At 63.4% G+C, this 23,190-nt stretch carries 19 protein-coding genes; 15 read left to right on the top strand and 4 right to left on the bottom strand.

What is annotated here, in order from left to right:
* Window positions 1–18: 18 nt before the first annotated feature.
* Window positions 19–543 (bottom strand): VPLPA-CTERM sorting domain-containing protein, encoded by a 525-nt coding sequence (locus AC2FME_RS04325; protein WP_496799729.1) that lies wholly within the window; start codon window positions 541–543, stop codon window positions 19–21.
* A gap of 591 nt (window positions 544–1,134) precedes the next feature.
* On the opposite strand from AC2FME_RS04325, the gene AC2FME_RS04330 reads away from it, so the two are divergent.
* From AC2FME_RS04330 to AC2FME_RS04380, 11 genes are all read left to right on the top strand, one after another.
* A complete protein-coding gene (locus tag AC2FME_RS04330) occupies window positions 1,135–2,142 on the top strand; it encodes a UDP-glucuronic acid decarboxylase family protein (RefSeq protein ID WP_496683743.1) in 1,008 nt (335 codons plus the stop codon).
* Window positions 2,139–3,644: a hypothetical protein gene (locus AC2FME_RS04335; protein ID WP_496799730.1), complete on the top strand. Its 1,506-nt coding sequence runs from the start codon at window positions 2,139–2,141 to the stop codon at window positions 3,642–3,644. Before AC2FME_RS04330 ends, AC2FME_RS04335 begins: the two co-directional genes overlap by 4 nt.
* Window positions 3,644–4,666, top strand: a complete 1,023-nt coding sequence (locus AC2FME_RS04340; protein WP_496683738.1) for a glycosyltransferase family 2 protein — start codon at window positions 3,644–3,646, stop codon at window positions 4,664–4,666. The genes AC2FME_RS04335 and AC2FME_RS04340 overlap by 1 nt, the downstream gene beginning before the upstream one ends.
* A gap of 513 nt (window positions 4,667–5,179) precedes the next feature.
* Complete coding sequence (locus tag AC2FME_RS04345) at window positions 5,180–6,676, top strand: NAD(P)/FAD-dependent oxidoreductase (RefSeq protein WP_496796820.1); 1,497 nt, start codon at window positions 5,180–5,182, stop codon at window positions 6,674–6,676.
* A gap of 144 nt (window positions 6,677–6,820) precedes the next feature.
* Window positions 6,821–8,329, top strand: a complete 1,509-nt coding sequence (locus tag AC2FME_RS04350) for a PepSY-associated TM helix domain-containing protein (RefSeq protein ID WP_496799731.1) — start codon at window positions 6,821–6,823, stop codon at window positions 8,327–8,329.
* A gap of 209 nt (window positions 8,330–8,538) precedes the next feature.
* On the top strand, window positions 8,539–9,465 hold the full coding sequence (locus tag AC2FME_RS04355; protein WP_496683730.1) for a glycosyltransferase family 2 protein: 927 nt from the start codon (window positions 8,539–8,541) through the stop codon (window positions 9,463–9,465).
* A 1-nt stretch (window position 9,466) separates the two neighbouring features.
* Window positions 9,467–10,441 (top strand): lysylphosphatidylglycerol synthase transmembrane domain-containing protein, encoded by a 975-nt coding sequence (locus AC2FME_RS04360; protein ID WP_496799732.1) that lies wholly within the window; start codon window positions 9,467–9,469, stop codon window positions 10,439–10,441.
* Window positions 10,438–11,877, top strand: coding sequence for a protoporphyrinogen/coproporphyrinogen oxidase (locus AC2FME_RS04365; protein WP_496713277.1), 1,440 nt, complete (start codon window positions 10,438–10,440; stop codon window positions 11,875–11,877). Before AC2FME_RS04360 ends, AC2FME_RS04365 begins: the two co-directional genes overlap by 4 nt.
* 3 nt (window positions 11,878–11,880) lie before the next feature.
* Window positions 11,881–12,624 (top strand): polysaccharide deacetylase family protein, encoded by a 744-nt coding sequence (locus tag AC2FME_RS04370; RefSeq protein ID WP_496799733.1) that lies wholly within the window; start codon window positions 11,881–11,883, stop codon window positions 12,622–12,624.
* An 85-nt stretch (window positions 12,625–12,709) separates the two neighbouring features.
* A complete protein-coding gene (locus tag AC2FME_RS04375) occupies window positions 12,710–13,681 on the top strand; it encodes an NAD-dependent epimerase/dehydratase family protein (RefSeq protein ID WP_496799734.1) in 972 nt (323 codons plus the stop codon).
* A gap of 34 nt (window positions 13,682–13,715) precedes the next feature.
* Complete coding sequence (locus AC2FME_RS04380; protein WP_496799735.1) at window positions 13,716–15,245, top strand: GMC oxidoreductase; 1,530 nt, start codon at window positions 13,716–13,718, stop codon at window positions 15,243–15,245.
* Between the two features lie 8 nt (window positions 15,246–15,253).
* Here AC2FME_RS04380 and AC2FME_RS04385 read toward each other — a convergent pair whose 3' ends face one another.
* A complete protein-coding gene (locus AC2FME_RS04385) occupies window positions 15,254–16,522 on the bottom strand; it encodes a glycosyltransferase family 4 protein (RefSeq protein ID WP_496799736.1) in 1,269 nt (422 codons plus the stop codon).
* A gap of 86 nt (window positions 16,523–16,608) precedes the next feature.
* Window positions 16,609–17,754 carry a glycosyltransferase gene (locus AC2FME_RS04390; protein ID WP_496799737.1) on the bottom strand — a complete coding sequence of 382 codons (1,146 nt, stop codon included), beginning with the start codon at window positions 17,752–17,754 and terminating at the stop codon, window positions 16,609–16,611.
* A 368-nt stretch (window positions 17,755–18,122) separates the two neighbouring features.
* Between AC2FME_RS04390 and AC2FME_RS04395 the strand changes: the two genes are divergently transcribed.
* Both AC2FME_RS04395 and AC2FME_RS04400 read left to right on the top strand, forming a co-directional pair.
* The gene (locus AC2FME_RS04395) at window positions 18,123–19,016 is read left to right on the top strand and encodes a glycosyltransferase family 2 protein (protein ID WP_496799738.1); all 894 of its coding nucleotides are present in this window, start codon (window positions 18,123–18,125) and stop codon (window positions 19,014–19,016) included.
* A 14-nt stretch (window positions 19,017–19,030) separates the two neighbouring features.
* On the top strand, window positions 19,031–19,969 hold the full coding sequence (locus tag AC2FME_RS04400; RefSeq protein WP_496799739.1) for a hypothetical protein: 939 nt from the start codon (window positions 19,031–19,033) through the stop codon (window positions 19,967–19,969).
* Window positions 19,970–19,975: 6 nt separating this feature from the next.
* Here the strand turns inward: AC2FME_RS04400 and AC2FME_RS04405 are convergent, their stop codons facing one another.
* Window positions 19,976–21,028 (bottom strand): Gfo/Idh/MocA family protein, encoded by a 1,053-nt coding sequence (locus tag AC2FME_RS04405; RefSeq protein WP_496799740.1) that lies wholly within the window; start codon window positions 21,026–21,028, stop codon window positions 19,976–19,978.
* 227 nt (window positions 21,029–21,255) lie between these two features.
* Here AC2FME_RS04405 and AC2FME_RS04410 point away from each other — a divergent pair, with 227 nt between their 5' ends.
* Together AC2FME_RS04410 and AC2FME_RS04415 are read left to right on the top strand one after the other, a co-directional pair.
* Entirely contained in the window at window positions 21,256–22,365 is a 1,110-nt protein-coding gene (locus tag AC2FME_RS04410) for an NAD-dependent epimerase/dehydratase family protein (protein WP_496713096.1), read from the top strand.
* Between the two features lie 43 nt (window positions 22,366–22,408).
* The coding region (locus AC2FME_RS04415) for a glycosyltransferase (RefSeq protein WP_496799741.1) at window positions 22,409–23,190 on the top strand (782 nt) is incomplete at its 3' end.

Genomic DNA, 23,190 nt, shown 5'->3' on the forward strand with positions numbered 1-23,190 from the left:
ATCATTATGACCGTTTGATCATGCCGCCTTGCGGCGACGGGTCAACGCTAGACCCCCCAAGGCCGTCAACAGCAGCAACCCGCCGGCCGGCAGCGGAACCGCGGCCACGTCGAAGTCAAACGTGATGGCGCCACCATTGGTCGTCCCAGAGGAGTCCGCCCAGCTGAAGACCAGGTTCTGCCCCGGCGCGCCGGTCGACAGGAAAGTGGTATTCAGACGGGTAACACCCGATACCAGCGCCGCCGAGTTCAGCACGGTGTTGGTCGCCGCATCGACCCAGCTCATGGTCAGGCCGGTGAAGGTTCCCAGAATTTTCGCGGTGACCGAGGCCTGTGCATTACCAGGCAGCGGCGCGGTCGGCGTAGTGAAGTTCACCGAATAAACACCCGGACCACCCGTGGTGGACACCGTTCCGACAAACAGGTTGTCCGAGGTGATGTCATAGCTTCCGCCAGCACTCACAGTCGTGATGGCCTTGGCTGTCCCGGTCATTACAAAGGACGCGGCCAGTGCAATCGCGACCATTTTCAAAGTTCTAAACATCTATTCCCACCCTCGTATACTTGAACACATAAAGACCCGGACAGATGTCAGGCCGTGGATTGGATGAAACCAAGGTACACCATCACGTTGTTGTTGCGAGAACTTTTTTAATAATTGTGGCAATTTTTTGGCTTTTGGCGACAAGTGACCCCCAAATCAACCATTGGGCGGCTCTTTGTTTCCTTTCGCTCAACATTGCATCCTCCGCCTTCTGGCTCGAATCGGCTTCGCGTCCTCGGCGTGAAGTTCCGATGCGGACACTGCCCAAAGCCGTAAATGAGTGCTGTGCGCCTGCACCTGCGGAACGCCCGGGCCCCTTGCTAATAAGGTTTTTGCAACCACTCGGTTCCGACCGCCCTCATTGGTTCGGACCGGTCTGCACGCCACTGCGCTGACCGGTGTCGGCGGAACCAGCTGCGCCGAATTGCGTCTCGGACCATTTTTTTGTCCTTCGTCGGCCCAAGAACTTCGTGTAACCTCGCCCTTACTGAAGATGACGAGTGTGGGTACCTGATCGCCGGAGGTATCCGAACGGGTTTCATGGGCCGGGGCGACATTCTGCGCGCCGGTCGGTTATTGAAGAGTATTTTGATGAACGCAGCTGATTTCGACCCCGATGGCCTGCACCTGACTGCCAAACGCATCCTCGTCACCGGTGGCGCGGGTTTCCTGGGATCGCACTTGTGCGCACGATTGCTGGATCAGGGGCATGAGGTCCTGTGCGTGGACAATTTCTTTACCGGACGACGCGGCAATCTGCGTCATCTTCTGAACAACCCCCGCTTCGAGGTCATGCGCCACGACGTGACCTTTCCGCTGTATGTCGAGGTCGACGAGATATACAATCTGGCCTGCCCGGCCTCTCCGTTCCACTATCAGCACGATCCGGTGCAGACAACGAAAACGGCGGTGCATGGTGCCATCAACATGCTGGGCTTGGCCAAACGGGTCGGCGCCACCATCCTGCAGGCCTCGACATCCGAAGTCTATGGCGACCCCCAGATCCATCCGCAGACCGAAGACTATGTGGGTCATGTGAACCCGATCGGGCCGCGTTCCTGCTATGACGAAGGCAAGCGCTGTGCCGAAACGCTGTTCTTCGATTACCACCGGCAGCACGGCCTGCCGATCAAGGTGGCGCGCATATTCAATACATACGGCCCGCACATGCACCCCGACGACGGGCGGGTGGTGTCCAATTTCATCATGCAGGCTCTGGCCGGAGAACCGATCACCGTCTATGGCGACGGCGGTCAGACCCGGTCGTTCTGTTTCGTGTCCGACCTGATCGACGGGCTGATCCGCCTCATGGAATCCCCCAAAGACGTGACCGGGCCGATCAACCTGGGCAACCCCGTCGAACTCAGCATCCGCGATTTGGCGGAAACCGTGATCCGCATGACCGGCTCGACATCCCGGCTGGATTTCCGTCCGCTGCCGCAAGACGACCCGATCCAACGTCAACCCGACATCACCCGTGCCAAAGAGCAACTTGGCTGGTCCCCCAAGGTGCCCCTGGAGCAAGGCCTCGAGGCCACGATCGCCTATTTCCGGCACCTGGCCACCGCAGCGCCCCAAACCGCTGCCGGCGGGGCATGACCCGGATTGACGATGCAATGCGCCCGCGGTGGTCCATAACCCTTCTGTTGCTGGGTGTGACCGTCGCCGCCGGTCTGTCGATCCTTGCAATCAATCGCGGACCGCTGGTGTATTTCGATACCGGCAGCTATGTGCGGCAGGGCAATGTCGTTCTGTCGATGATCCTGCCGGCGGCGGGTGAACCGGACAGCGCAACCCGAGCAACCCAGAAAACCCGGCACAAGGCTGACGACGACCAGACTGCGGGCGGATCGCGATCAATCTTCTACGCCGTTTTGGTGGCCGCATTCTGGCGCGTCGGATGGCTGGCCGGTCTGGCGTGGCTGCAACTGGGCCTTGTGCTGATGGCCGTCTGGCTGGCGATGCGAATGCTTGGACGCGTCGCGCCGACGGCACGTTCGACCGCTCAGTTGGTCTGCCTTCCGCTGCTGGCGGCTTCGACGACGTCGCTGCCCTTCTATGTCGCCTACGTCATGCCCGACATTTTCACGCCGGTCATGCTGATCCTTGTCGCCGCCGTGGTGGCTGCAGGCCACCGGATGCACGTTTCCGAGGCACTGGGAGCACTGGCGCTCGGCACCTTTTCTACGGTCCTGCACCCGTCGCATCTGGGCATCGCGGTGTTGATGGTTCCTCTGGTCGTTCTGGCCGCCGCGTTACGGATCGGCCAGGGGCGCTGGCTGGCGGCCGGGTTCGCGACGTGCCTTGCCGTGTTCGCGATCGCCGAACGGAAAGCTTTCGAAGTTGCCGTCGAAACCGTCACCCACAAAGACGTGGTCTATACGCCTCACATCACCGCCCGCTTGATCGTCGACGGGCCGGGGCTGGCCTATCTGGACGATGTCTGCCCTGCGCCGGACCTGGCGACATGCGCCCTGCACGAGGCCCTGACATGGTCGGATGATCCATACCGCCTGACCGCGTCACATATCATTTTCGAGCGGTCCCCGCAGCTGGGCTCGTTCCGGTTGTTGCCGCCCGAGGATCAGCAGGCCATCGCCTTGGAACAGCGACAGTTCTTTCTGCTCGTCCTGTCCGCCTATCCCGTCGCGACGGTAACCGCATTGGGCAAGAACGCCCTGAGACAGCTTGGAACGCACAGCGTGGCGATGACGATCCCCAACTCGGCCACGATACGCAACGCCAAAAAGCTCTCGGGCCTGTCCGAAGATCAGCTTGCCGTCCTGGACAAAACGACCCTGAAACGATCCCAGACCTGGATCGAACCGCTGGTGGGGGTCCACTTCGCGATCTACGCGGTCTCGGGGGCGATCGTGGCCGTTCTGCTGCTGTGGCCTGCCCAGGTCGCTGCGCCCTACCGGGTGTTTACGCTGTTCCTGTTGATCGGAATCGCCGTAAACGCGCTGGTATGCGGCGGCGTTTCCCAGCCAGCCGACCGTTACGGGGCGCGGGTCATGTGGCTGCTGCCCTTCGCCGCCACCCTGCTCGTTCTGGTGCGAAATCCACGCTCTAGACCACGAACGCCCACCGAGGATGAATGATGCAAAACGACCAACCGACGATCAGTGTGGTGATGCCCGCCTACAGGGCCGAACACCTGTTGCCCCGGGTGCTGCCCCCTTTGATCGAGATGTTGAAGGCCGGCACGGTCCAAGAGGTTCTGGTGGTCGATGACCAGTCCCCGGACGGCACGGCCGCGCTGGCCCGCGAAATGGGGGCGACGGTCTTGACGACTCCGGTCAATGGCGGGCCGGGCGCCGCGCGCAATCTGGCGGCCGAACAGGCCACGGGCGACATCTTGTGGTTCGTCGATTCCGACGTCATCGCCTGGCCGGACGGCCCCGAACACATCCGCCGCGCCATGTCCGAGGACAATGTCGGCGCGGTTTTCGGATCCTATGACGACGCGCCGGACGGGCAGTCGTGGTTTTCGCGCTACAAGAACCTGCTGCACCGCTATCACCATCAGCGCGCCCGGCGCGAGGCACGCACGTTCTGGGCCGGGTGCGGCGCCATCCGCCGGGACGTCTTCCTCGAGGTGGGCGGCTTTGACGTCAAGACCTACGAGATCCCCTCGATCGAGGACATCGAACTGGGCTATCGCATCGCAGAATCCGGCCGCCGCATTCTGGTCGAACCGCGCCTGCAGGGAAAACATCTAAAGATCTGGACGATCCGCAACAGCCTGAGCACCGATATCTTCTGCCGGGCCCTGCCATGGTCCCGCCTGATGATCTCGCGCGAGGGGCTGACGGACGATCTGAACACCTCCATGGCTGAGCGCGCGCGCGCGGCCGTCGCGGGGCTGCTGATTCTGTCCATTCTGATTCTGCCGTTCTGGCCAGGCCTTTGGCCCCTCCCCCTGATCCTGCTGGGCATCGCATTCGCGATCAATCTGGACCTGTTCAGAACAATGGCCGGGCATGGTGGGCTTTGGTTTGCCGTCAAATGCCTGCTTTATCACCAAGTCTACTATGTCTACTCCGCGGCCGTATATGTCTGGTGCCTGTTCGAATACCACGTTCTGGGTCAGCGTCAGAAACTGCAGGTCAGGCGGAACTGAGCAGACGGTGCGGGTCTGAAACACGCACAAGATTCGCCCTCCCCGAAGGTGAGTCCTGCCCCGGGCGCCACTGAAACAAAACAATCCCCCCGCAGCCGGGCTATTGTTTACCTTGGGTACATATTCAAATAGGGCGTATTGGAACCGTTCGACGTTGCGGCGGTCATGCCGGCGCCAGCCGTCCCGCCCGCCGGACACAGACTGCGGAAGTCGGTGTGATTTCGATGCGCCCCGCGCGAATGATTTTCTGGTAAAACAAGTGTTTGCAGCCTGTCCGGCCTTTGGTGCAACGCGTCGGCAACTCCTCGACGGCGCAGCCGCGAGCCCAAATCGCGTGGGGGCCGGTAGATGTGAACCAGGTCATTGATCGCTTGCGTCGCGCGGCGCAACTTTCGCGCGTCGGGCACTTTTTGAGCGGCCTGGGATCACGAAGCGAGCGTGTGACAGGAATTTGTTGCGAAGTTGGTGCAGCCTCTAGTAGCCTGACCCAAGCTATTTTGTGTGAGATTTGGTGTGAGTGAATTGAAAAACGATACTGTTCCGGTCGTCGTCATCGGTGGCGGACCAGCAGGTCTGACCGCTGCATACGAACTTCAGAAACTGAGCGACAAGCATGTCCCGCGGGTCTACGAGGCCTCAGACATGGTGGGCGGCATCTCGCGCACCGAAACCCACAACGGATACCGCTTTGACATCGGCGGGCACAGGTTCTTCACCAAGGTGCGCGAGGTCGAAGACATGTGGCACGAGGTGATGGGGGATGACTTCATCACCGTCCAGCGCCTGAGCCGGATTTTCTATCGCGGCAAGTTCTATGACTATCCGCTGCGCATCTTCAACGCGCTCGGCAATATCGGCCCGTACGAGACCTACAAGATCATCGGCAGCTTCATCAAATGGAAGATCCGGCCGAAGCCGCAGGAAGACACGTTCGAGGAATGGGTGATCAACCGCTTTGGTGGCCGGCTCTACATGCATTTCTTCCACAGCTATACCAAGAAGGTCTGGGGGATTCCCCCGTCCGAGATCCGGGCCGACTGGGCCGCGCAGCGGATCAAGAACCTGTCATTGCCCAAGGCTGTCTGGAACGCCATCTCGGGCGCCAATGACACGGCCAGCCTGATCGAGGAATTCCAATACCCCCGCCTAGGCCCCGGCATGATGTGGGAAAAGACCCGCGACCTGATCCGGGAACAAGGCGGCTCGGTCGAGACCCATTCCGAGGTGTTCCGGGTCAACCGCGAAGGCAACCGGGTGACTTCGGTGGACATCCGCCACTGGAACGAAAAAGGTGAGAAAACCACCGAACGGGTCGAGGCCGACGAGTTCATCAATTCGATGGCCGTGCGCGACCTGATCCATGCCTTCGACCCGCCGCCGCCGCCCGAGGTGATCGAGGCCGCCGACCGGCTGAAATACCGGGATTTCCTGATCGTGACGCTGGTGCTGAACCACGCCGACCCGTTCCCCGACAACTGGATCTACATCCACAGCCCCAAGGTCAAGGTCGGGCGCATTCAGAACTTCCGCGCCTGGTCGGCCGAAATGCTGCCCGACCAGAATACCGCCTCGATCGGTATGGAATATTTCTGCCAGAAGGGCGACGGGCTTTGGTCGTCCAGCGACGAGGACCTGAGGAAGCTGGCCAGCGAAGAGCTGGAGCAGCTGGGCCTGGCCAAGGCGTCGGACGTGATTGACCACGCCGTGATCCGGCAGCCAAAGGCCTATCCCGTCTATGACAGCGAATACAAGGACGCCCTGGACACCGTCAGCAGCTGGCTGAAGACGCTGGAAAACTTCCAGACCGTCGGACGCAACGGGCTGCACCGTTACAACAACCAGGATCACTCGATGCTGTCGGCCATGTATGCGGCCCGCAACATCCTGGGGGAAGACAACGATGTCTGGGACGTCAATGTCGAGAGGTCCTATCATGAGGAGTTCGAGGCAAAACCCAAAAGACAGGCGGCCCGGGCCGAGCGTGTCGGCAAAGGCGCCGTTCTGGAATGAACTGCAACCCAACGGGTTGCCCCTTGCCCGACCTGTAAAAAGTCCGGTCGGGCAAGGACTATGCCGTGCAAACCAGGCTCTGGGCCCGAGTGGCACCGCTAACGACCTTTCCTTTTCTGATACCGTGCACCTTCGGGCCGTTCCATGAACCGCAAATTACGCAACCGCCTTTTCACCTTTCACACCTGGCTGGGGCTGCATCTGTCGATCTTCTTTGCCTTTCTGTTCCTCACAGGTTCCATTCTTGTCTTCGGCAATGAAATTCAGGCACTGACCCGCCCCGCAATCTGGACCACCGCCGCGCAAGAGGACCGCACGGCCAGTTTTGGAGCGATCTACAAGGGCATCAAGGACGCGCATCCTCACAGCACCGTTCAAACCATCACCAAGCGTCCCGCCCCGTGGTTCGTCGACCGGGCCGAAGGCCGCACCGGCTGGGGCGAACAGGTCGTCTTCTGGACCGATCCCGCCACCGGCGCGCTTGTCGAGACCACCGGCTATCCCGGGTTTCAGAAAATCCTCCGCGAGCTCCATGTCAAACTGCTGTCGGGTCAGAGCATCGTCTACAAGGCGGTGGCGGCGACCTCGATCATACTGCTGTTCCAGATCGTCAGCGGCCTTATCACCTATCGGCGGTTCTGGAGAGGGTTTCTGCGCTGGCCCACAACGGCCAACGGCCTGCGGCCTTGGGCCGGCGGAATGCACCGGCTGACCGCTCTTTGGGCCACGCCCCTGCTGCTGATCAGTGGTGTCACCGCCTTCATCTTTCTGTTGGGTGACTTCGGCATAGACGGCCACCGCCCCAAGCCACAGCCAGCGGCCGCACGGGAAACCGTGCTGCCCGCCGGATTCACACCCGATCTATTGGATCGGGCCGAGGCCCGCGCGCGCACGGGCCTGCAGGGGTTCGAACCCACGGGCGTGACTTTGCCGGGCAAGACCACCGAAAGCTTCCGCTTCGTGGGATATCTGCCGTCGATGCCGCATATTCGAGGGCTCAGCACCGTGGCGGTGGACCCCACCACGCTCGAGATCACGGGCGCCTTCACCCCGAATGACAACACCAGCCTTGCACGCTGGCGCAACGTCGTCGACGAGCTGCACTACGGGTTCTGGGGGGGCGCCTTTTCGCGGGTGCTGTGGCTTGTCATGGGGCTGATCGCAACCGGCGTGGCCGTGACCGGCGCCGTGATTTTTGCCGCACGGCTAGCCCCCGAGGCCGCGCAATATGGTCCGCTGCGGCGAATCTGGCGTGGGCTGGGCATCTTCCGCTGGGGCTACCTTCTGCTGGTGCCGGCGGTCGTGGCCGCCGGCCTCTACAATTTCGGCCCCGGCGCCCATCGCACCAGCCGCGTCGCCCCGGCCGATGGAATGCCCCCGGTCGCCCGGCTGATCCTGCGCGACCCGCTGAGGGCCGGCAAGCCACTCGACGTCGAACTGCGCGTGCGGGACCCCGCGCTCAGGATCGCGCGGGTCGAAGTCAACGGCCAGACCCCCGAGGTGACCGGCCCTCAGACCGCCGCCGACGGCCCGGGCAAGGCGCGGTTCAGACTGAACCCCGCGCAACAGGCCAACGACATCACTGCGCATCTGGCAAAAGAGGACGGCAGCGAAACGGTCGTCACCTTTCACCTCGGGCCGCCGATCTGGTGAGGTGATGAACATAGGGCGCAAAATACGAAAAAATGGCGGCCAGGCGCGGAAACGGTCCAATTTCGCCCTGTTTTGCCGATACGCTCGGTGCTCAGGTGTCGGATTGCCATAGGCGGGAAGTTTCCGGGACGGCCGCGACCATTTTCATGGACGCCCCCCGGGTGAGTATGAACAGAATTGATTTTGAGTAGGTTAGGGTTTTGGGTTTCATGAACAAAGTTGCAGAACCAATCGGCACGGATCGCGCCAACACGGATGAGCCGGGCACGCCGGATGTCACCGGCATGAGCCTGAGCGTGGTCATTCCGGCCTACAACGAGGAAAACGCCGTTCGCGCGACCGTGGAAGACGTTCGCGCGCATCTCGGGCCGCTGAACATCCCCTACGAGATCATCGTGGTGGATGATGCCAGCGAGGACGGAACCCGCGCCGAAGCCGAAGCCAGCGGGGCAACCGTCACCTTCAACGACGTCAATTCGGGCTATGGGGCCAGCCTCAAGCGCGGCGTACGCATGGCGCAGCATGAATACGTGGCTATCCTCGATGCCGACGGCACCTACCCTGCGCGCTACCTGCCTGAAATGCTGGCCCTGTGTCGCGATCAGGACATGGTGGTCGGGGATCGGGGCGCCGCGATGAAAAACGTGCCGCTGCTGCGGCGGCCGGCCAAGAAATTCCTGTTCGCCTTCGCCTCGTTTCTGGCCGAGCGCAAGATCAACGACCTGAATTCCGGGCTGCGGGTGTTCCGCAAATCCGAGCTGATCCCGTTCCTGCCGCTGCTGCCGCAGAATTTCTCGTTCACCACCACGATCACGCTGTGCATGACGTCGAACGGCAAGCGGATGATCTATGTTCCGATCGAGTACGGAAAGCGGATCGGCAAATCGAAGATCCGTCCGATCGATTTTCTGAACTTTATCATCCTGATCCTGCGCATCAGTACCCTGTTCAACCCGCTGCGCGTTTTCATCCCGCTGGGTCTGGCTTTCTTCACGCTCGGGTTGGTCAAGTTCATCGTCGACATCTTCTACTGGAACCTCAGCGAGACCGCGGTGTTTTCGTTTTTGGCGGCCATCATGATCTGGTCGCTGGGGCTGATTGCCGACATGATTTCGCGCCTCCACCTGCGGCCGTGACATGGGGCGCCTGCTACCCTCCGATCCGGTCACGCGCCGCTGGTTGATCCGGCTGGTCGGGTCCGGCGTGATGCTGGCCGGTCTGTTCTGGCTTTTGCCGGCTGACGCGATCGTGGCGGCGCTCAAGGCCATTCCGCCCCCCGTGTTTCTGGCCGTACTGGTTCTGTTCATGCTGGCCCATGTCGCCGCAGCGTTGAAATGGTGGCTGTTGCTGAATCGCCGGATTTCGCCCCTGCTGGCGATTCGCGCCCATTTTGCCGGCCTTGCCGCCAACCTGTGCCTGCCCGGCGCGATCGGCGGCGACACCGTACGCGCAGCAATGGCGCAGGCCGCAATGAGCGACGGGGCCCAAGTGGTTGCTACGGCCACGGTGGACAGGGTGATCGACATGGTGGCCCTGCTGACCCTGTCCGGGCTAGGTCTGGTTCTGGTGTGGGACGGCGCGACCGGGACGACGGCGATCGGGGCCGCGGCCATGATCGTGCTGACCGTGATGGTCGGAATGGTCGCCCTGCCGTGGTTGCTACCGCTGATCTGGCGCGCCTTCCCGGCCTTGCCAGGTCGCAGCTTTGCCCTGAGGCTGGCCGATGCCCTGGCCGGGTTTGCGGCCCGGCCCGGCCTTCTGGCCATCGCCTTTTCGACTTCGGTTCTTATTCAACTGTCGCTGGTCCTTCTGGCCTGGTGGCTGGCACGGGCTGCGGGCGTTTCGGTGGTCGCCGGCGCGTGGATCTTTGCCTGGCCCCTGGCCAAGATCATCGCGGTTCTGCCTGTGTCCCTGAACGGGCTCGGGCTACGCGAGGCGACGCTGGCCGGGTTCCTAGTGCCCTTTGGAGTCAGCGCCCCAGCGGTGGTTGCCGCAGGGCTGGTCTGGCAGGTGGTTCTGTTTTCGGCGGGCGGAATCGGCGCGCTGGTTCTGTTAGTCTCAGGGATGAGTCTTGCTGCGCCCACGCGTTCGAGAAAGGAAGAGTGCAAGTGACGGATGTTTCCCAACCCCGATCGGGCGATCAGCCCCATATCATCATTCTGGGCGCAGGTCCGGCGGGGCTGGCAGCTGCCCATTCGCTGGCGGGCAAGGCGCGCGTGACCGTCGTCGAACGGGCCTCGGTGGCGGGCGGCAACTCTGCCTCGTTCCCGGTCGAAGGCGTGGTCTGCGACTACGGCTCGCACCGGTTCCATCCCGCAGCCGAACCCGAAGTGCTGCAGGACGTGAAGACCCTGTTGGGCGATGATCTGCTGCTGCGCCCCCGCCATGGACGCATCCGGCTGGGCGGCAAGTGGATCCATTTTCCGCTCAAGCTGACCGATGCGGTGTTGCGTCTGCCCAAACCCTTCGCCCTGTCGCTGATCGGCGACATGGTGCTGAAACCCTTCCGCAAGAAACACCAAGGCCAACAGACCTTCTCGACCGTTCTGTATGACGGGCTGGGTCCGACGATCTCTGACAATTTCTATTTTCCCTATGTGCGCAAGCTGTGGGGGTTGGAGCCCGAGAAGCTGGCGGTCAAGCTGGCGGAACGACGGGTGGGCAGCGGGTCGGTCGGAAAGATCCTGATGAAGATGCTGCGGCTGTTGCCCGGGCTGCGCAGCGAAACGGCGGGGCGGTTTTTTTATCCGCGCAAAGGGTTCGGGCAGATCTCGGACGCAATGCGCGAGAGCGCCCGGACAAAAGGCGCGGAATTTCTGTTCGACACCGAAATCACCGCAATCCAGCGGCAGGGAAACCACGTCTGCGGCCTGACCGTCCGCGACGCCGGCGGCGAACGACAGCTGACCGGCGACCTGATCCTGTCTACCATCCCGCTGACCGCGCTGACGCGCCTGATACCCGACCCGCCCGCCGATGTGGTAGAAGCGGCCCGCGGCATCCGGTTTCGCGGCATGATCCTGCTGTATCTGGTGCTGGAAACCGACCAGTTCACCGAGTTCGACGCACATTATTTCCCCGAGCTGTCGATCCCGATCAGCCGCATGTCAGAACCCAAGAACTACAACGCCAGCGGCTCGCCAAAGGGCGTGACGGTCCTGTGCGCCGAACTGCCCTGCGACCCGGACGAGAAATGGTGGAGCATGTCCGACGAGGCCTTGGGGCAGGAGTTCACCAAGTGGCTGGGTCAGCTGGGCCTGCCGGTCACGGTTCCGGTACGGCGCTGCGAAACCCGTCGGCTCAGCCATGCCTATCCGGTCTATGACATCGGCTACGAAGCGCGGTTCGACACCGTCGATCGCTGGCTGTCGGGGCTCGATGGCCTGCTGGTGTTCGGGCGGCAGGGACTGTTTGCCCATGACAACACCCACCATGCCTTTGCCATGGCCTATGGCGCCGCCGATTGCATCGACGATGCAGGCCGGGTCGATCGCGCGAAATGGAACCGGTATCGCGAGGTCTTCGCCTCGCATGTGGTGGAAGACTGAGCCATGTCCGACTGGCAGGCCGATATCCTGATGTATCACGCGATTTCGGACGCGCCCGGACCGACGTCAATCGCGCCGCGTATCTTTGCCGAACAGATGCGGGCGCTGGCCGACTCGGGCCTGCCGGTGTTGACGCCTGACGCCCTAGCCGCCCCCCCTGCCCCGCGCGTGGTCGTCATAACCTTTGACGACGGGTTCGCCGATTTCGCCGACACCGCCTGGCCGATCCTGCGCGACCATGGGTTTCAGCCCATCGTCTATCTGCCTTCGGGCCGGATCGGCGGCACCGATTCCTGGGCCGGCGGGCATGTCCCGCCCCGGCCGCTGATGCGATGGGACCAGATCGAAAGCCTGGCCGATCAGGGCGTGGAGTTCGGCGCCCACAGCGTCAGTCATCCGGACCTGACGGCACTGGACGCCGGGGCAGCCCAACACGAAATCGAGGCCAGCGGGGCTGAAATCTCGGCCCGCTTGCACCGCCCGATCCGGCATTTCGCGCCGCCCTACGGCGCCTCGAACCCCACTGTCCGCCAGATGATCGCCCGGCGGTATGATAGCGCGGTCGGAACCCGGCTGGGCGTGGCCCGATCGGGGGATGACATCCATGATCTGCCCCGGCTCGAGATGTATTATTTCACCGACATCGCCCGGTGGCGGGCGCATCTGGCGGGGCGCGGCGGCCCCTATCTGACCGTCCGCAAGGCCCTGCGCGGGTTGCGGGCGCGGGTTCGGGGAAAGCCGTGGTAAATTTCAAAGACGGCCGGCGCCGGGTTTATCAGCGCGGGTCGGCAGAGGTTGAATTTGGTTCTTGGTAAGTGACTGGTACGAACAAATGCACATTCTGATTACCGGCGGCGCCGGGTTCATAGGGTCTCATCTGACCGAACGGCTGATCGGCGAAGGACATCGGGTGACCGTTCTCGACGATCTGTCGACCGGGCTGATGTCCAATCTGGCCGGGGTGGCGGACCACGCCGATTTTTCCTTCGTCGAGGGCAGCATTCTGGATCGGCAGCTGGTTGCAGATCTGGTGCGCCCGGCCGATGTGGTGTTTCACCTGGCGGCAGCGGTCGGTGTCAAACTGATCATGGACGAACCCAGCCGGTCGATCCTGACCAATGTTGCCGGCACCGAAAACGTGCTGGATGCGGCGCTGACCGACAAGACCCATACCTTCATCGCATCCAGTTCCGAGGTCTATGGCAAAAGCACCAAGTTTCCGTTCCAGGAAGAGGACGACCTGACCATCGGCGCCACCCGCAATCTGCGCTGGTCCTATGCCTGCGCAAAGACTCTGGATGAATTCCTGGCCCTGGCGCATGCACGTGAATCCGGGCTGCCGGTCACGGTGTTGCGATTCTTCAACACGACCGGTCCGCGGCAGACCGGGCGCTATGGAATGGTTCTGCCCAATTTCGTGCGGGCCGCGCTGGACGGCGCCCCCCTGATGGTACACGGAACCGGCGACCAGTCGCGCTGTTTCGGGCATGTGGCCGACGTGGTCGAGGCGATGTGCCACCTGATGCACCTGCCCGAGGCCCGCGGAGACGTCTTCAATGTCGGCACCGACCAGGAGGTCACGATCCGCAGGCTGGCCGAGCAGGTCATCCGAACGACCGGATCCCGATCGGAGATCCGCCATGTGCCCTATGACACGGTCTATCCCGACGGGTTCGAGGACATGCAGCGGCGGCTGCCGGACGTCACCAAACTTGAACGCGTGACCGGGTTCCGGCCGATGCGAACGCTGCAGCAGATCATCGACGACATCGTGGCCGAGATGCAGGGACAAGTGACGACATGACCGTCCCCGTCGCGATCCGGGCGGGCCGCGCGCCGTGACCGATCTGGTGATCGGATCCGGACCGGCGGGCGTGTCGGTCGCCTCGGCCCTTCTGGACCGGGGTCGCCGGGTTCTGATGCTGGATGGCGGGCGCAGACCCGACGAGCCGGCGATGGCTCTGCGCGGCCGTCTGGCCGCCACCGACCCCGAAAGCTGGTCGCCGCAGGACCGGCGGGCCTGGCAGGCTCCGCAATTCGACACCCCGGCGGGACAGGTTCGCCGGTTTGGGTCCGATTTCGCCATGGAACCCGGCGCGATGACGCTGACCGATCCAGACGCGGTCGCATTGCGGGCGTCGCACGCGGCTGGCGGGCTGTCGAACCTGTGGGGCTCTGCCGTTCTGCCCAACCGGGCGGCCGACATGCAGGATTGGCCGATTACCGATCAGGATCTGGCACCCCATTACCGCGCCGTCGCCACCTTCATGCCCATCAGCGGGCAGACTGACGCCCTGCAAGACCTGTTTCCGGCCTTTTCGATGCACGAGAGAACCCCGCTGACCCCCTCGGTACAGGCCCAACGCGTGCTCGACAGGCTGACACTGCGAAAAGACGATCTGGCCCAACTGGGTGTCCGGGCCGGGGCGTCGCGGCTGGCGGTCGAGACCGGGTGCCGGTATTGCGGTCAGTGTCTGCATGGTTGTCCTTGGGGGCTGATCTATTCGGCCGCGCATACGCTTGAGGGGCTGCGCCACCATTCGGCCTTTCGGTACCGGATCGGGCTGGCGAACCGGTTTCAGGAACAGGGCGATGCGGTCACGGTCACGCTCGACGGGGGCGAGACCATTCAGGCCGACCGCGTCTTCATCGCTGCCGGGGTGCTCGAGACCGCGCGCATTCTGCTGCTGTCCTCTCCCGCTCCCGACGCCAGCCTGCGCCTGCTGGACAGTCAGCATTTCTTTCTGCCCAGTCTGCACCGATGGCACCTGCCCCGCCGCCCGGATGCCGGACCCTTCCATACTTTGCCGCAGATCTTCGTCGAGCTGGACGACGCGGCCGTCTCGCCCCATATGGTCCATGCGCAACTGTACACCTGGAACGAATTCTTCGCCCATGACCTGATCCGCAACTACGGCGCCCGGCTTCCCGGCTCGGGGCCGTTGTGGCGCATGCTGGCGCGGCGGCTGATCGTGGCCCAGGTGTTTCTGCACTCGGCGCATTCGGCTCGGATCGGACTGACTCTTGCCTCGGACGGGCGGCTTGTCCCGACGGTAACGGGCAATGACGAAACCGACGCCGTGTCCGGCAAGGCCGCCGCGCGCATCGCGGAGGTTCTGAGGCTGGTCGGGTTGCTGCCGCTGGGCTTTGCCCGCCGTCAGGGGGCCGTGGGGTCCAGCTTTCACGTCGGCGGGTCGATGCCCATGGCCAAGCTGCCCGAAGCCGGGCAGGCGGATACGCTGGGACGGCCCCGCGGTCTGTCGCGTGTGCATCTCGTCGATGCCTCGGTCTTTCCCAGTATTCCAGCGACGACCATCACCTTTTCGGTCATGGCGAACGCCCACCGGATCGGGTCCTGTGCGCCCTGATCCGACGGTCAGGCCTGCGCGCCGGTCTCAAATGCTCCGGCCTCGAGCGCGGCGGCCAGCACCCGGTCGCCGTTGCCGTACGCGGCGCGGGCCAGTGCGGCACCATAGGCGGCCAGAACCTTGTCTTCGTGCCAGATTTCCAGAAACGCGGCGCGCGCGGCACGGCCTTGGCTGTCGCGCCGCCCCGGCTCGTGCTGCAGTTCACGCATGGCAGCGATCAGATCCTCTTGCGTGTCAAACAGCGCCCCACCTCCGGCCCGCTCGACGATTTCAGGAAAGGGGCCCAGACGCCGGGCAATCACCGGCGTTCCCAGTCGGAAGCTCTCGATCAGGATGATGCCGAAGGTTTCATAGCACACCGAGGGCACGATCAGACCGATCGCCCCCCGGTAATAGGCATTGAGCTCATCCAGCGTCTTGCGGCCCAGGAACCGGATCCGCGGGTTGCCCGCGGCCTGTCGTTTCAGATCGGGCGCATAGTCGCCGTCGCCCAGGATCAGCAGGTCGGCATCGGGGTATCGGTCAAAGGCAGGGAACACGTCCTGCAAACCCTTGATCTTTTCCAGGCGACCGACGAACAGAAAATAAGGGCGGTCATGCACGGCCGGTTCGGGCAGCGCCGATGGGTCCAGGTCGGGCAGGAAATATGGCAGCACCTGCATGTCGTGGCGCAGCCCGAATTCGCGATGCTTGGCGCGGCTGAATTCGCTTTTTGCGACGATCAGGTCCATGTGGTCCAAGGCGCGGTCCAGCGCCCCGGTATACCGCCACAGCTGTGGCGGGCGCCTGTAACTGAGGACACAGCGCAGGCACTGGCGTTTGTCGCACAGCTCGCGCCCATGGCGCCACAGGACATGGGTAGGACACACCAGCCAGTGTTCATGCGCCTCATAGATCTTCAGGCCCGATCCCATCGGTAGCAGGCCCGGCCCTCCGATGAGCGAGGTGTTGTTGTGCCAGATGATATCCGGCTGCTGCTGGTCCAGAATCTGACGAATGCGGCCCGCGTGCACCACCGGGCGGCCGGTCTGCTGGGTCAGAAGGTTCGACAGCATGCCATAGCGACTGCGCAGTCCGATCCGGCGCACTCCGTCCGGGTCGCCTTCGGGTTGGGGCTTGCCGCCGAGGATCAGATAGCTGTCCTCGTCATGCACCACGGTCACGTCATGCCCGCGCGCGACAAGCGCCCGTGCCATGCGCTGGATGCCCACCGCGTCGCCACCGAAGGAATAGGGCGGATAGAAGGTCGTGAACATCAGGATTTTCAACGAACGCATGTCACAATACTCAAGAACCAACACCTTCGGGGCATGAAACACGATCCCCGCCCCGATCGAAAGGCACAAGTCGCCACCGACCGGGCCTACCGCTCCTGCAGCCCAAGATACAGGCTTTCGATCTGCCGGTTGATATGGTCGGGGTCAAAGCGGGACGCTTTCGATCTCTGAAACGCGTTTGCCGCCATGGCCGCGCGTTTCGCATCATCTTCCAGCACCTTTGTCACCGCCTGTATGATCGCCGCGACATCACCGATGGGAACGCAGGCCCCGACCGTGTCGTCGACCAGTTCGTGCACCCCGGAACAATCCGTCGCGACGATCGGTGTGCCGGTCTGCAGCGACTCGGCAATCGAGATCGGAAGGGCCTCCCACCGCGAGGTCAAAAGCATCAGATCCGCCGCCCGCAGATACCGGTACGGAACATCCGTCCGCCCCACGAACTGCAGATACCCGTCCAGGCCGCGATCCGTGGCCAACGCCTGCATCTCGCGATCCAGCGGCCCATCGCCGACCACGACGAAGCGGTATTCGGGATGGCTGCCCTTCAGGCGCGCCACACACTCGATCAGAATGTCGATCCCTTTCTGATGCGCCACCCGGGCGATGGTCACGACCAGGCGCGTGCCCCCGCGCAACAGGTGGTCACGCAACGCGGCCACGTCTTCCGGCAGGTCTACGGGGGGCGGCTTGATCCCGAGGCCGATCACCCGCAGCTTGCCCTTGGAAATACCCCCGATCGCCACAAGGTCCTCGGCGGCGCGGTGGCTGGGCGTGACGATCAGGTCGGCATGGCGCGCAATGGCGCCGAACCCCCTGATCCGGTCGGGGTCCGAGCCGTGATAGGTCACGACCAGTGGAATGTTCAGACCCATCCGCGCCAGCAATGCCACCAGGGCCGGAGCGGATTCATGCGCATGGATCACGTCGACGTTCGCCTCGCGCAACCAGCGACGCAGCGACTGCGCGCCCCGCCCCGCGTTTGACAGTCGCCGCAGAACCGACCCGCCATCCGCCGCAACACCGCGCGTCGGAACCGACAGAAATCGATCGCTCAGTTGTTCGTTCGCCCAGTTTCCGGGGCTGCCGGCCAGATAGATTTCATGCCCGCGACCCGTCAGCCAAGTGCTCAGGTCCAGCGCATGGCGTGCTATTCCACCCATTCCGAAATCGGTACACATCTGCGCGATGCGCAGGGGCTGGCGGACATCCGTTCCGGGTTCTGTCTGCATGGTTCATTCCAACTGCATTCGGTAGTGAAGGTGTAACAAGAGCACTTGTGCGACGCCACGCATATCAGCGCCATTTGTACGACTGGCCGCTGAAAACGCAGCGGCCCAGACTGGGTCAGATCAGGGCGGATGGCCAAATCCATGCCCCCGCACGGATTGGCCAAGCCGGTTTCGCCCGCGAAGCCCAAATCAGGACTGTTGCCACTGATGCCACAATCCGGTCACCTTTGAATCAATGGGCAAATTTTTTTGACAGTTGGCCAGCCGACCTTTGATCGCTGTGTTCAAGCACGTTCAAATTCAATATTTCGGATTATGGGCGCGCAGACGACCGGTTTTGCATTACGATCAGGATTGGAGATTTAGTCATGAAACCACATCAGATTTCGGTCGTCATACCCTGCGTCAATTCCTATTCCGATTTTCAAGGCTGCATGACCGCGCTGCGCAACCAGACCGGCCCCAAACCCGAGGTCCTGGCGGTCGAGCGTCTGGGCTGCGGCTTTGCCCAGAAGGTCCAGGCCGAATTTCCCGACGTTCATGTCATCTCGGTGGGCGCCGAAGCCACGATCCCGCAGATGCGGGCAGTTGGCATCCGGACGGCCTCGGCGGATGCGGTCGGCGTGATCGAGGATCACGTCATCGTCCCGCCGGATTGGACGGCCCGGATGCTGGAAGAGATCGCCGCCGGCGCGGATGCGGTTGCCGGGCCGGTCGACAACGAGGCGACCGACTCGCTGATCGATTGGGCGGCGTTCCTGTGTGAATACAGCGCGGTCCTGCCGCCGCTGGCCGACGGACCGTGTGATTGGCTGCCCGGCAACAACACCGTGTATCGACGCGACGTGCTGAGCAAATGCGACGCGGTGCTGGACGAAGGCAAATGGGAAAACCATCTACATGATTACATGCGCCAAGCAGGCGCGAAACTGGTCATGCGCAACGACATCGTCGCCGGCCACAAGATGCACTACACCTTCGGGCTGTATATGGCACAGCGATATCTCTACTCCAAAAGCTTCGCCGGGGCGCGGGTCCGCGGCGAACCCGCGACGAAACGCGCTCTGATGGGTTGTTTGGCCTTTGCCCTGCCGCCGGTCGTCTTTGCGCGGGTGGTCCGCAACATCCTGTCCAAGAAGAGGCATGTGCCACAGCTGCTTCGGTCGCTGCCGCTTCTGGTGCCTTTTGCGCTGTCCTGGGGGGCGGGTGAGATTTCGGGTTACTGGTTCGGGGCCGGACAGTCCCTGTCCAAGGTCCGCTAGCGGGATAGCGGCCGATGTCCGATCCGACCCGACCCGAATTGTCCGTGATCGTCGCCATCGTCGATGGAGGCGCTGCGCTGCGCAACTGTCTGAACGCCCTGCGGAACCAGTCAGGCACGCATCAGTTCGAAGTCATCATTCCCTACGACCAGCTATCGCGCGAAGCCGCCGACCTGCAGACCGATTTCCCCGAGTTCCGGTTTCTGGATCTGGGCGTGGTCGCCCGGGGCCAGGTGCCGCGCAACGCGCTCGAACTGCACCGGTTCTGGGACATTCGCCGCGCCGAGGGCGTCAAGGCCGCGCGCGGCCGGTTGATCGGCATGGTCGAAGACCGGGGCATCCCGCGGGAAGACTGGGTGGCCTCCGCCATCGACCTGCAACGGCAAACCGGCGCGGCCGCAGTGGGGGGATGCGTGGACAACGGCCATGACACCGCGTGGAATTGGGCGGTTCACATCTGTGACTTCAGCCGCTACATGCCGCCGATCCCGACCTCCGAGGCCGATTTTCTGTCGGCAACAAACGTCTGCTACCGGGCCGATACCCTGCATGAATTGCAGGCCCTCTACAAAGAGCGGTTCTACGAACCCTCGATCCACGCGGCATTACAGGCGGCTGGTCACAAGCTGGTCCTGTCAGAACACCCCCGCACAACGCAATTCCGGCCACGCATCCCGACACATCTGCTGGCGGTCGAGTGGTTTCATTGGGGGCGAAAATACGCGCGGATACATTCCGGCGAGATTTCGGCCGCCAAGCGTGTCTTTCGCGCCGCTGTGACCCCCTTGCTGCCCTTCGTTCTGTTTGCGCGGCACTATTCAACCCAGCGGAAGAAACGGATACATCTGCGCGACTTCTGGAAAGCATCCCCCCTGATCTTTCTGATCGTCACGATGTGGGCGTTGGGCGAGCTTGCAGGCTATGTGCAGGGGCCGGAACCCGACCACGCCTGATCCCGGTCAAGGACGCTCGGGCAGCAAGCGGGGCAACTCGACCGGCGCGTTGGTGCGGCTGCTCTCGGCCACCGCCAAGGCGATCTCGATCGCGCGCAGACCGGCATTCCCGTCGGCAATCCGGACGCTCAGGTCCCCGTCGCACAGTTTCAGAAAATCCCTTAGTTCCTCGGCGAAGGATAACTTGGCCGTCGATTTCCACGACCGCAGCTTTTCCCGGACCGCGATGTCGAAATAGTACCGGGTGGTCGTGACCGGTTTTCCGCCCGGTTCCGGCAGGGTCACCAGCACGTTCTTCATCGGCGCATAGGCCCCGCGCACCAGCCCGTGGGTTCCATGTGCCTCGATGACAAAGTCGTATCCACGCCATTCATCCCATGTGGCCTGATAGATCGCGGCCAGCCCGTCGGGATTGCGGAAGATCGCCATGGCATTGTCCTCGGACCCCGCCAAGTTCCAGACGGACTCGCTAGCCACGCCATAGACCGACGTAACCTCGCCCAGCAGATGCCGCACCAGGTCGGTCAGGTGAATCCCGATGTCCCACATCGCGCCGCCGCCCGCCAGCGGGGTCCGGTATTCCCAATCGTGGGCGAAATGGGCTAGCCCGTCATGGCCGCCGAAGGCCCGCACATGGGTCAGCGTTCCGATCTGGCCGCTGGTTACGGCGTCCTTTACATAGGCGAAGGCCGGGTAATACCGCATGTTGAACCCGGTCGCGACGACCCGGTTCGCGGCTGCGGCCGCCTTCAGGATCCGGCGGCAGGTCTCGACCGAGTTGGCCATCGGTTTCTCGACCAGCACATGCCGCCCCCGCGCAAGCGCGCCCAGGCAGGGGGCCTCGTGCAGGTGCGGCGGTGTCGAGACCACGACGGCATCCATATCGGTGTCCAGAAACCGGTCCAGGTCGGTGAAGACCGGCGCCCCACCGGCTACGGCCCGGGCACCCTCTTCCGACAGATCCATGACGGCCGCCAGCGTCGTGTCCGGGCACTCCTGGATGGTCTCGACCCGCAATTTCCCGATTTTCCCGGCCCCGCCGACAACCCCGATACGCATGAAACAACTCCTTCACTCAATACTTTCGCCCGACCGCACCGGTCCGGCGCACACGACAATCAACCTTGGGAACGGCCCCTTACGGTGCTCGGTCCTTCAATCGCGGATCCGGCGGTGGCCCGGCGCAAAACCCGCGCTCCAATCCAACATTCCTTTCCTGCGCAGTAGCACAGGCCAGCGCGTTGCGCTAGGCTGACCTCGGACAACATGTTGCTTTGGATCGAGTTTTGACGGATCGCCCCCACACCGGGAACCAAGCCCAATGGCAGGACCTTGCTGGCTGCCCAGTCTTTGTCACCGGTGCCACGGGGTTCGTCGGTCGGCGGCTGCTGGAACAGCTGACCCAGGCCGGGGCAAACGTCACCGCTTTGCTCAGAACCCGGCACGGCACGCGCGATCTTACCGCGCTCGGGGTCCGGGTCGAGGTGGGCGCCCTGTCTGACCGACCTCTGATGCAGGCCGCCTTGCGCGGCCATCAGGTGCTGTTTCACCTGGCCTATGACATGCGCGCACCCGCAACCCAAAACCTTGCGGATTTCGAGGTGCTCAGATCCGCCGCCGAAACTGCGGGCGTCGGCCGGATCGTCCATGTCAGCTCGATCGTCGTGCACGACGGTTGGCCACATCAGGATTTGGATGAAAACAGCCCCATGCAAAGGCCGGGCGGGTCGGCCTATCGGCAGGCCAAGCAGGCCATGGAGCAGGCCTTGATGCAAGGGAACTGCCCCGCGGCGATCCTGCAGCCGACGCTGGTCTATGGCCCGCACAGCCGGATGTGGACCGACCAGCTGGCCGACTGGCTGGCGCGTGGAACGGTGGTCCTGCCCGATCCCGAAGGTGTCTGCAACGGGGTATTCGTCGATGATCTGGTGCAGGCTCTGTTGCGCGCGGCGATCCTGCCGGATCTGGACCGCGAGCGCTTCATCATTTCCGGCGCGGCACCTTTCGCCTGGTCGGACCTGCTGCTTGGCTATGCCCGGATCATCGGGCGGGGTCAGGTGCGCCATTCCCCACTGGCCGCGCTGCAGGCCCGGCTGCCCGCGCCATCGGAGGACGCCCCGCCCGACCGGCCAGCTCTGGCCGCGCGCGTCAGCGCCGCCGCCCGCAGCCTGATCGGTCGCGAGAAGTTCGAAACCATGGTTCACGAGTTGAAGCGCCGCTTGCCCGGTCCGGCCGAGGTCTTTCCCGACCACGCCATGCTCGAACTGTTCGCGGCACATGGGGTCTGCCGGATCGACCTCGCCCGCGCGCGCCTGGGCTATCGGCCTGAATACGATTTGCCCGCCGGGCTCGACGCCACACGCACCTATCTTCAATCGCGCCACGGCGCCCCGTAATTTACGGTTTTTTCAGTGTTTCTTGTTTCGAGGTTTCTGGGTTTTGACACATATCGCCGTTGACGCAACATCGTGGGAAAACGAACGCGGGTTTGGCCGCTTCACCCGCAACCTGATCCACGCGCTGGTCAGCCGGGACACGGGGTACCGGTACACGCTGCTGTTCGATCACCCCCCCACGCGTGTGGTGCCGGACGGGGTCGAGATACGGGTCGCCGGGTCCGGGGCTTCGATGTCCGAGGCCTCTTCAGGCGCGCGGGCCCGCAAAGGCGCCGACCTGATGACGATGGCGCGGGCCGCCAGGCAGATTCAATGCGACCTGTTCTTCTATCCGGCGGTCTATTCCTATTTTCCCCTGCTTGCGCGGCGACCCAGCGTGGTGTGCTTTCACGACACGATCCCCGAGCGGTTTCCCGACCTGATCTTTCCCCGAAAGCTGAACTTCCGCCTGTGGCAGGCCAAATGCTGGCTGGCCAAAAAACAGGCGACGCGGGTGATGACGATCTCCGAGGCTTCGGCAACCGACCTGGCGGCCATCCTGCGCATTCCGCGCGGCAAGATCGACACGATCACCGAAGGGGCCGAGCCGATCTTTGCCCCCGCCCAGGACCAGTCGCAGCTGGACCGTGTCCGGCAAAGCCATGGCATCCCGCCGGACGCGCCGCTTCTGGTCTATGTAGGCGGGTTCAACCGGCACAAGAACGTGCTGCGCCTGATCGAGGCGATGCCGCGCATCGTCGCCACGTTTCCCGACACGCGGTTGGCCATCGTCGGGCGCACGACCGGGGCCCGGTTCTGGGACAACGTCGCAGACCTCAAGGCCAG

It is taken from the genome of Ruegeria sp. BHSC026, assembly GCF_059613065.1.

Bases quoted from the DNA above. Each gene is read 5' to 3' on its own strand.
- AC2FME_RS04325 (WP_496799729.1), bottom strand. From the start codon at position 543: ATGTTTAGAACTTTGAAAATGGTCGCGATTGCACTGGCCGCGTCCTTT.
- AC2FME_RS04330 (WP_496683743.1), top strand. From the start codon at position 1,135: ATGAACGCAGCTGATTTCGACCCCGATGGCCTGCACCTGACTGCCAAA.
- AC2FME_RS04335 (WP_496799730.1), top strand. From the start codon at position 2,139: ATGACCCGGATTGACGATGCAATGCGCCCGCGGTGGTCCATAACCCTT.
- AC2FME_RS04340 (WP_496683738.1), top strand. From the start codon at position 3,644: ATGCAAAACGACCAACCGACGATCAGTGTGGTGATGCCCGCCTACAGG.
- AC2FME_RS04350 (WP_496799731.1), top strand. From the start codon at position 6,821: ATGAACCGCAAATTACGCAACCGCCTTTTCACCTTTCACACCTGGCTG.
- AC2FME_RS04355 (WP_496683730.1), top strand. From the start codon at position 8,539: ATGAACAAAGTTGCAGAACCAATCGGCACGGATCGCGCCAACACGGAT.
- AC2FME_RS04360 (WP_496799732.1), top strand. From the start codon at position 9,467: ATGGGGCGCCTGCTACCCTCCGATCCGGTCACGCGCCGCTGGTTGATC.
- AC2FME_RS04370 (WP_496799733.1), top strand. From the start codon at position 11,881: ATGTCCGACTGGCAGGCCGATATCCTGATGTATCACGCGATTTCGGAC.
- AC2FME_RS04375 (WP_496799734.1), top strand. From the start codon at position 12,710: ATGCACATTCTGATTACCGGCGGCGCCGGGTTCATAGGGTCTCATCTG.
- AC2FME_RS04385 (WP_496799736.1), bottom strand. From the start codon at position 16,522: ATGCGTTCGTTGAAAATCCTGATGTTCACGACCTTCTATCCGCCCTAT.
- AC2FME_RS04390 (WP_496799737.1), bottom strand. From the start codon at position 17,754: ATGCAGACAGAACCCGGAACGGATGTCCGCCAGCCCCTGCGCATCGCG.
- AC2FME_RS04395 (WP_496799738.1), top strand. From the start codon at position 18,123: ATGAAACCACATCAGATTTCGGTCGTCATACCCTGCGTCAATTCCTAT.
- AC2FME_RS04400 (WP_496799739.1), top strand. From the start codon at position 19,031: ATGTCCGATCCGACCCGACCCGAATTGTCCGTGATCGTCGCCATCGTC.
- AC2FME_RS04405 (WP_496799740.1), bottom strand. From the start codon at position 21,028: ATGCGTATCGGGGTTGTCGGCGGGGCCGGGAAAATCGGGAAATTGCGG.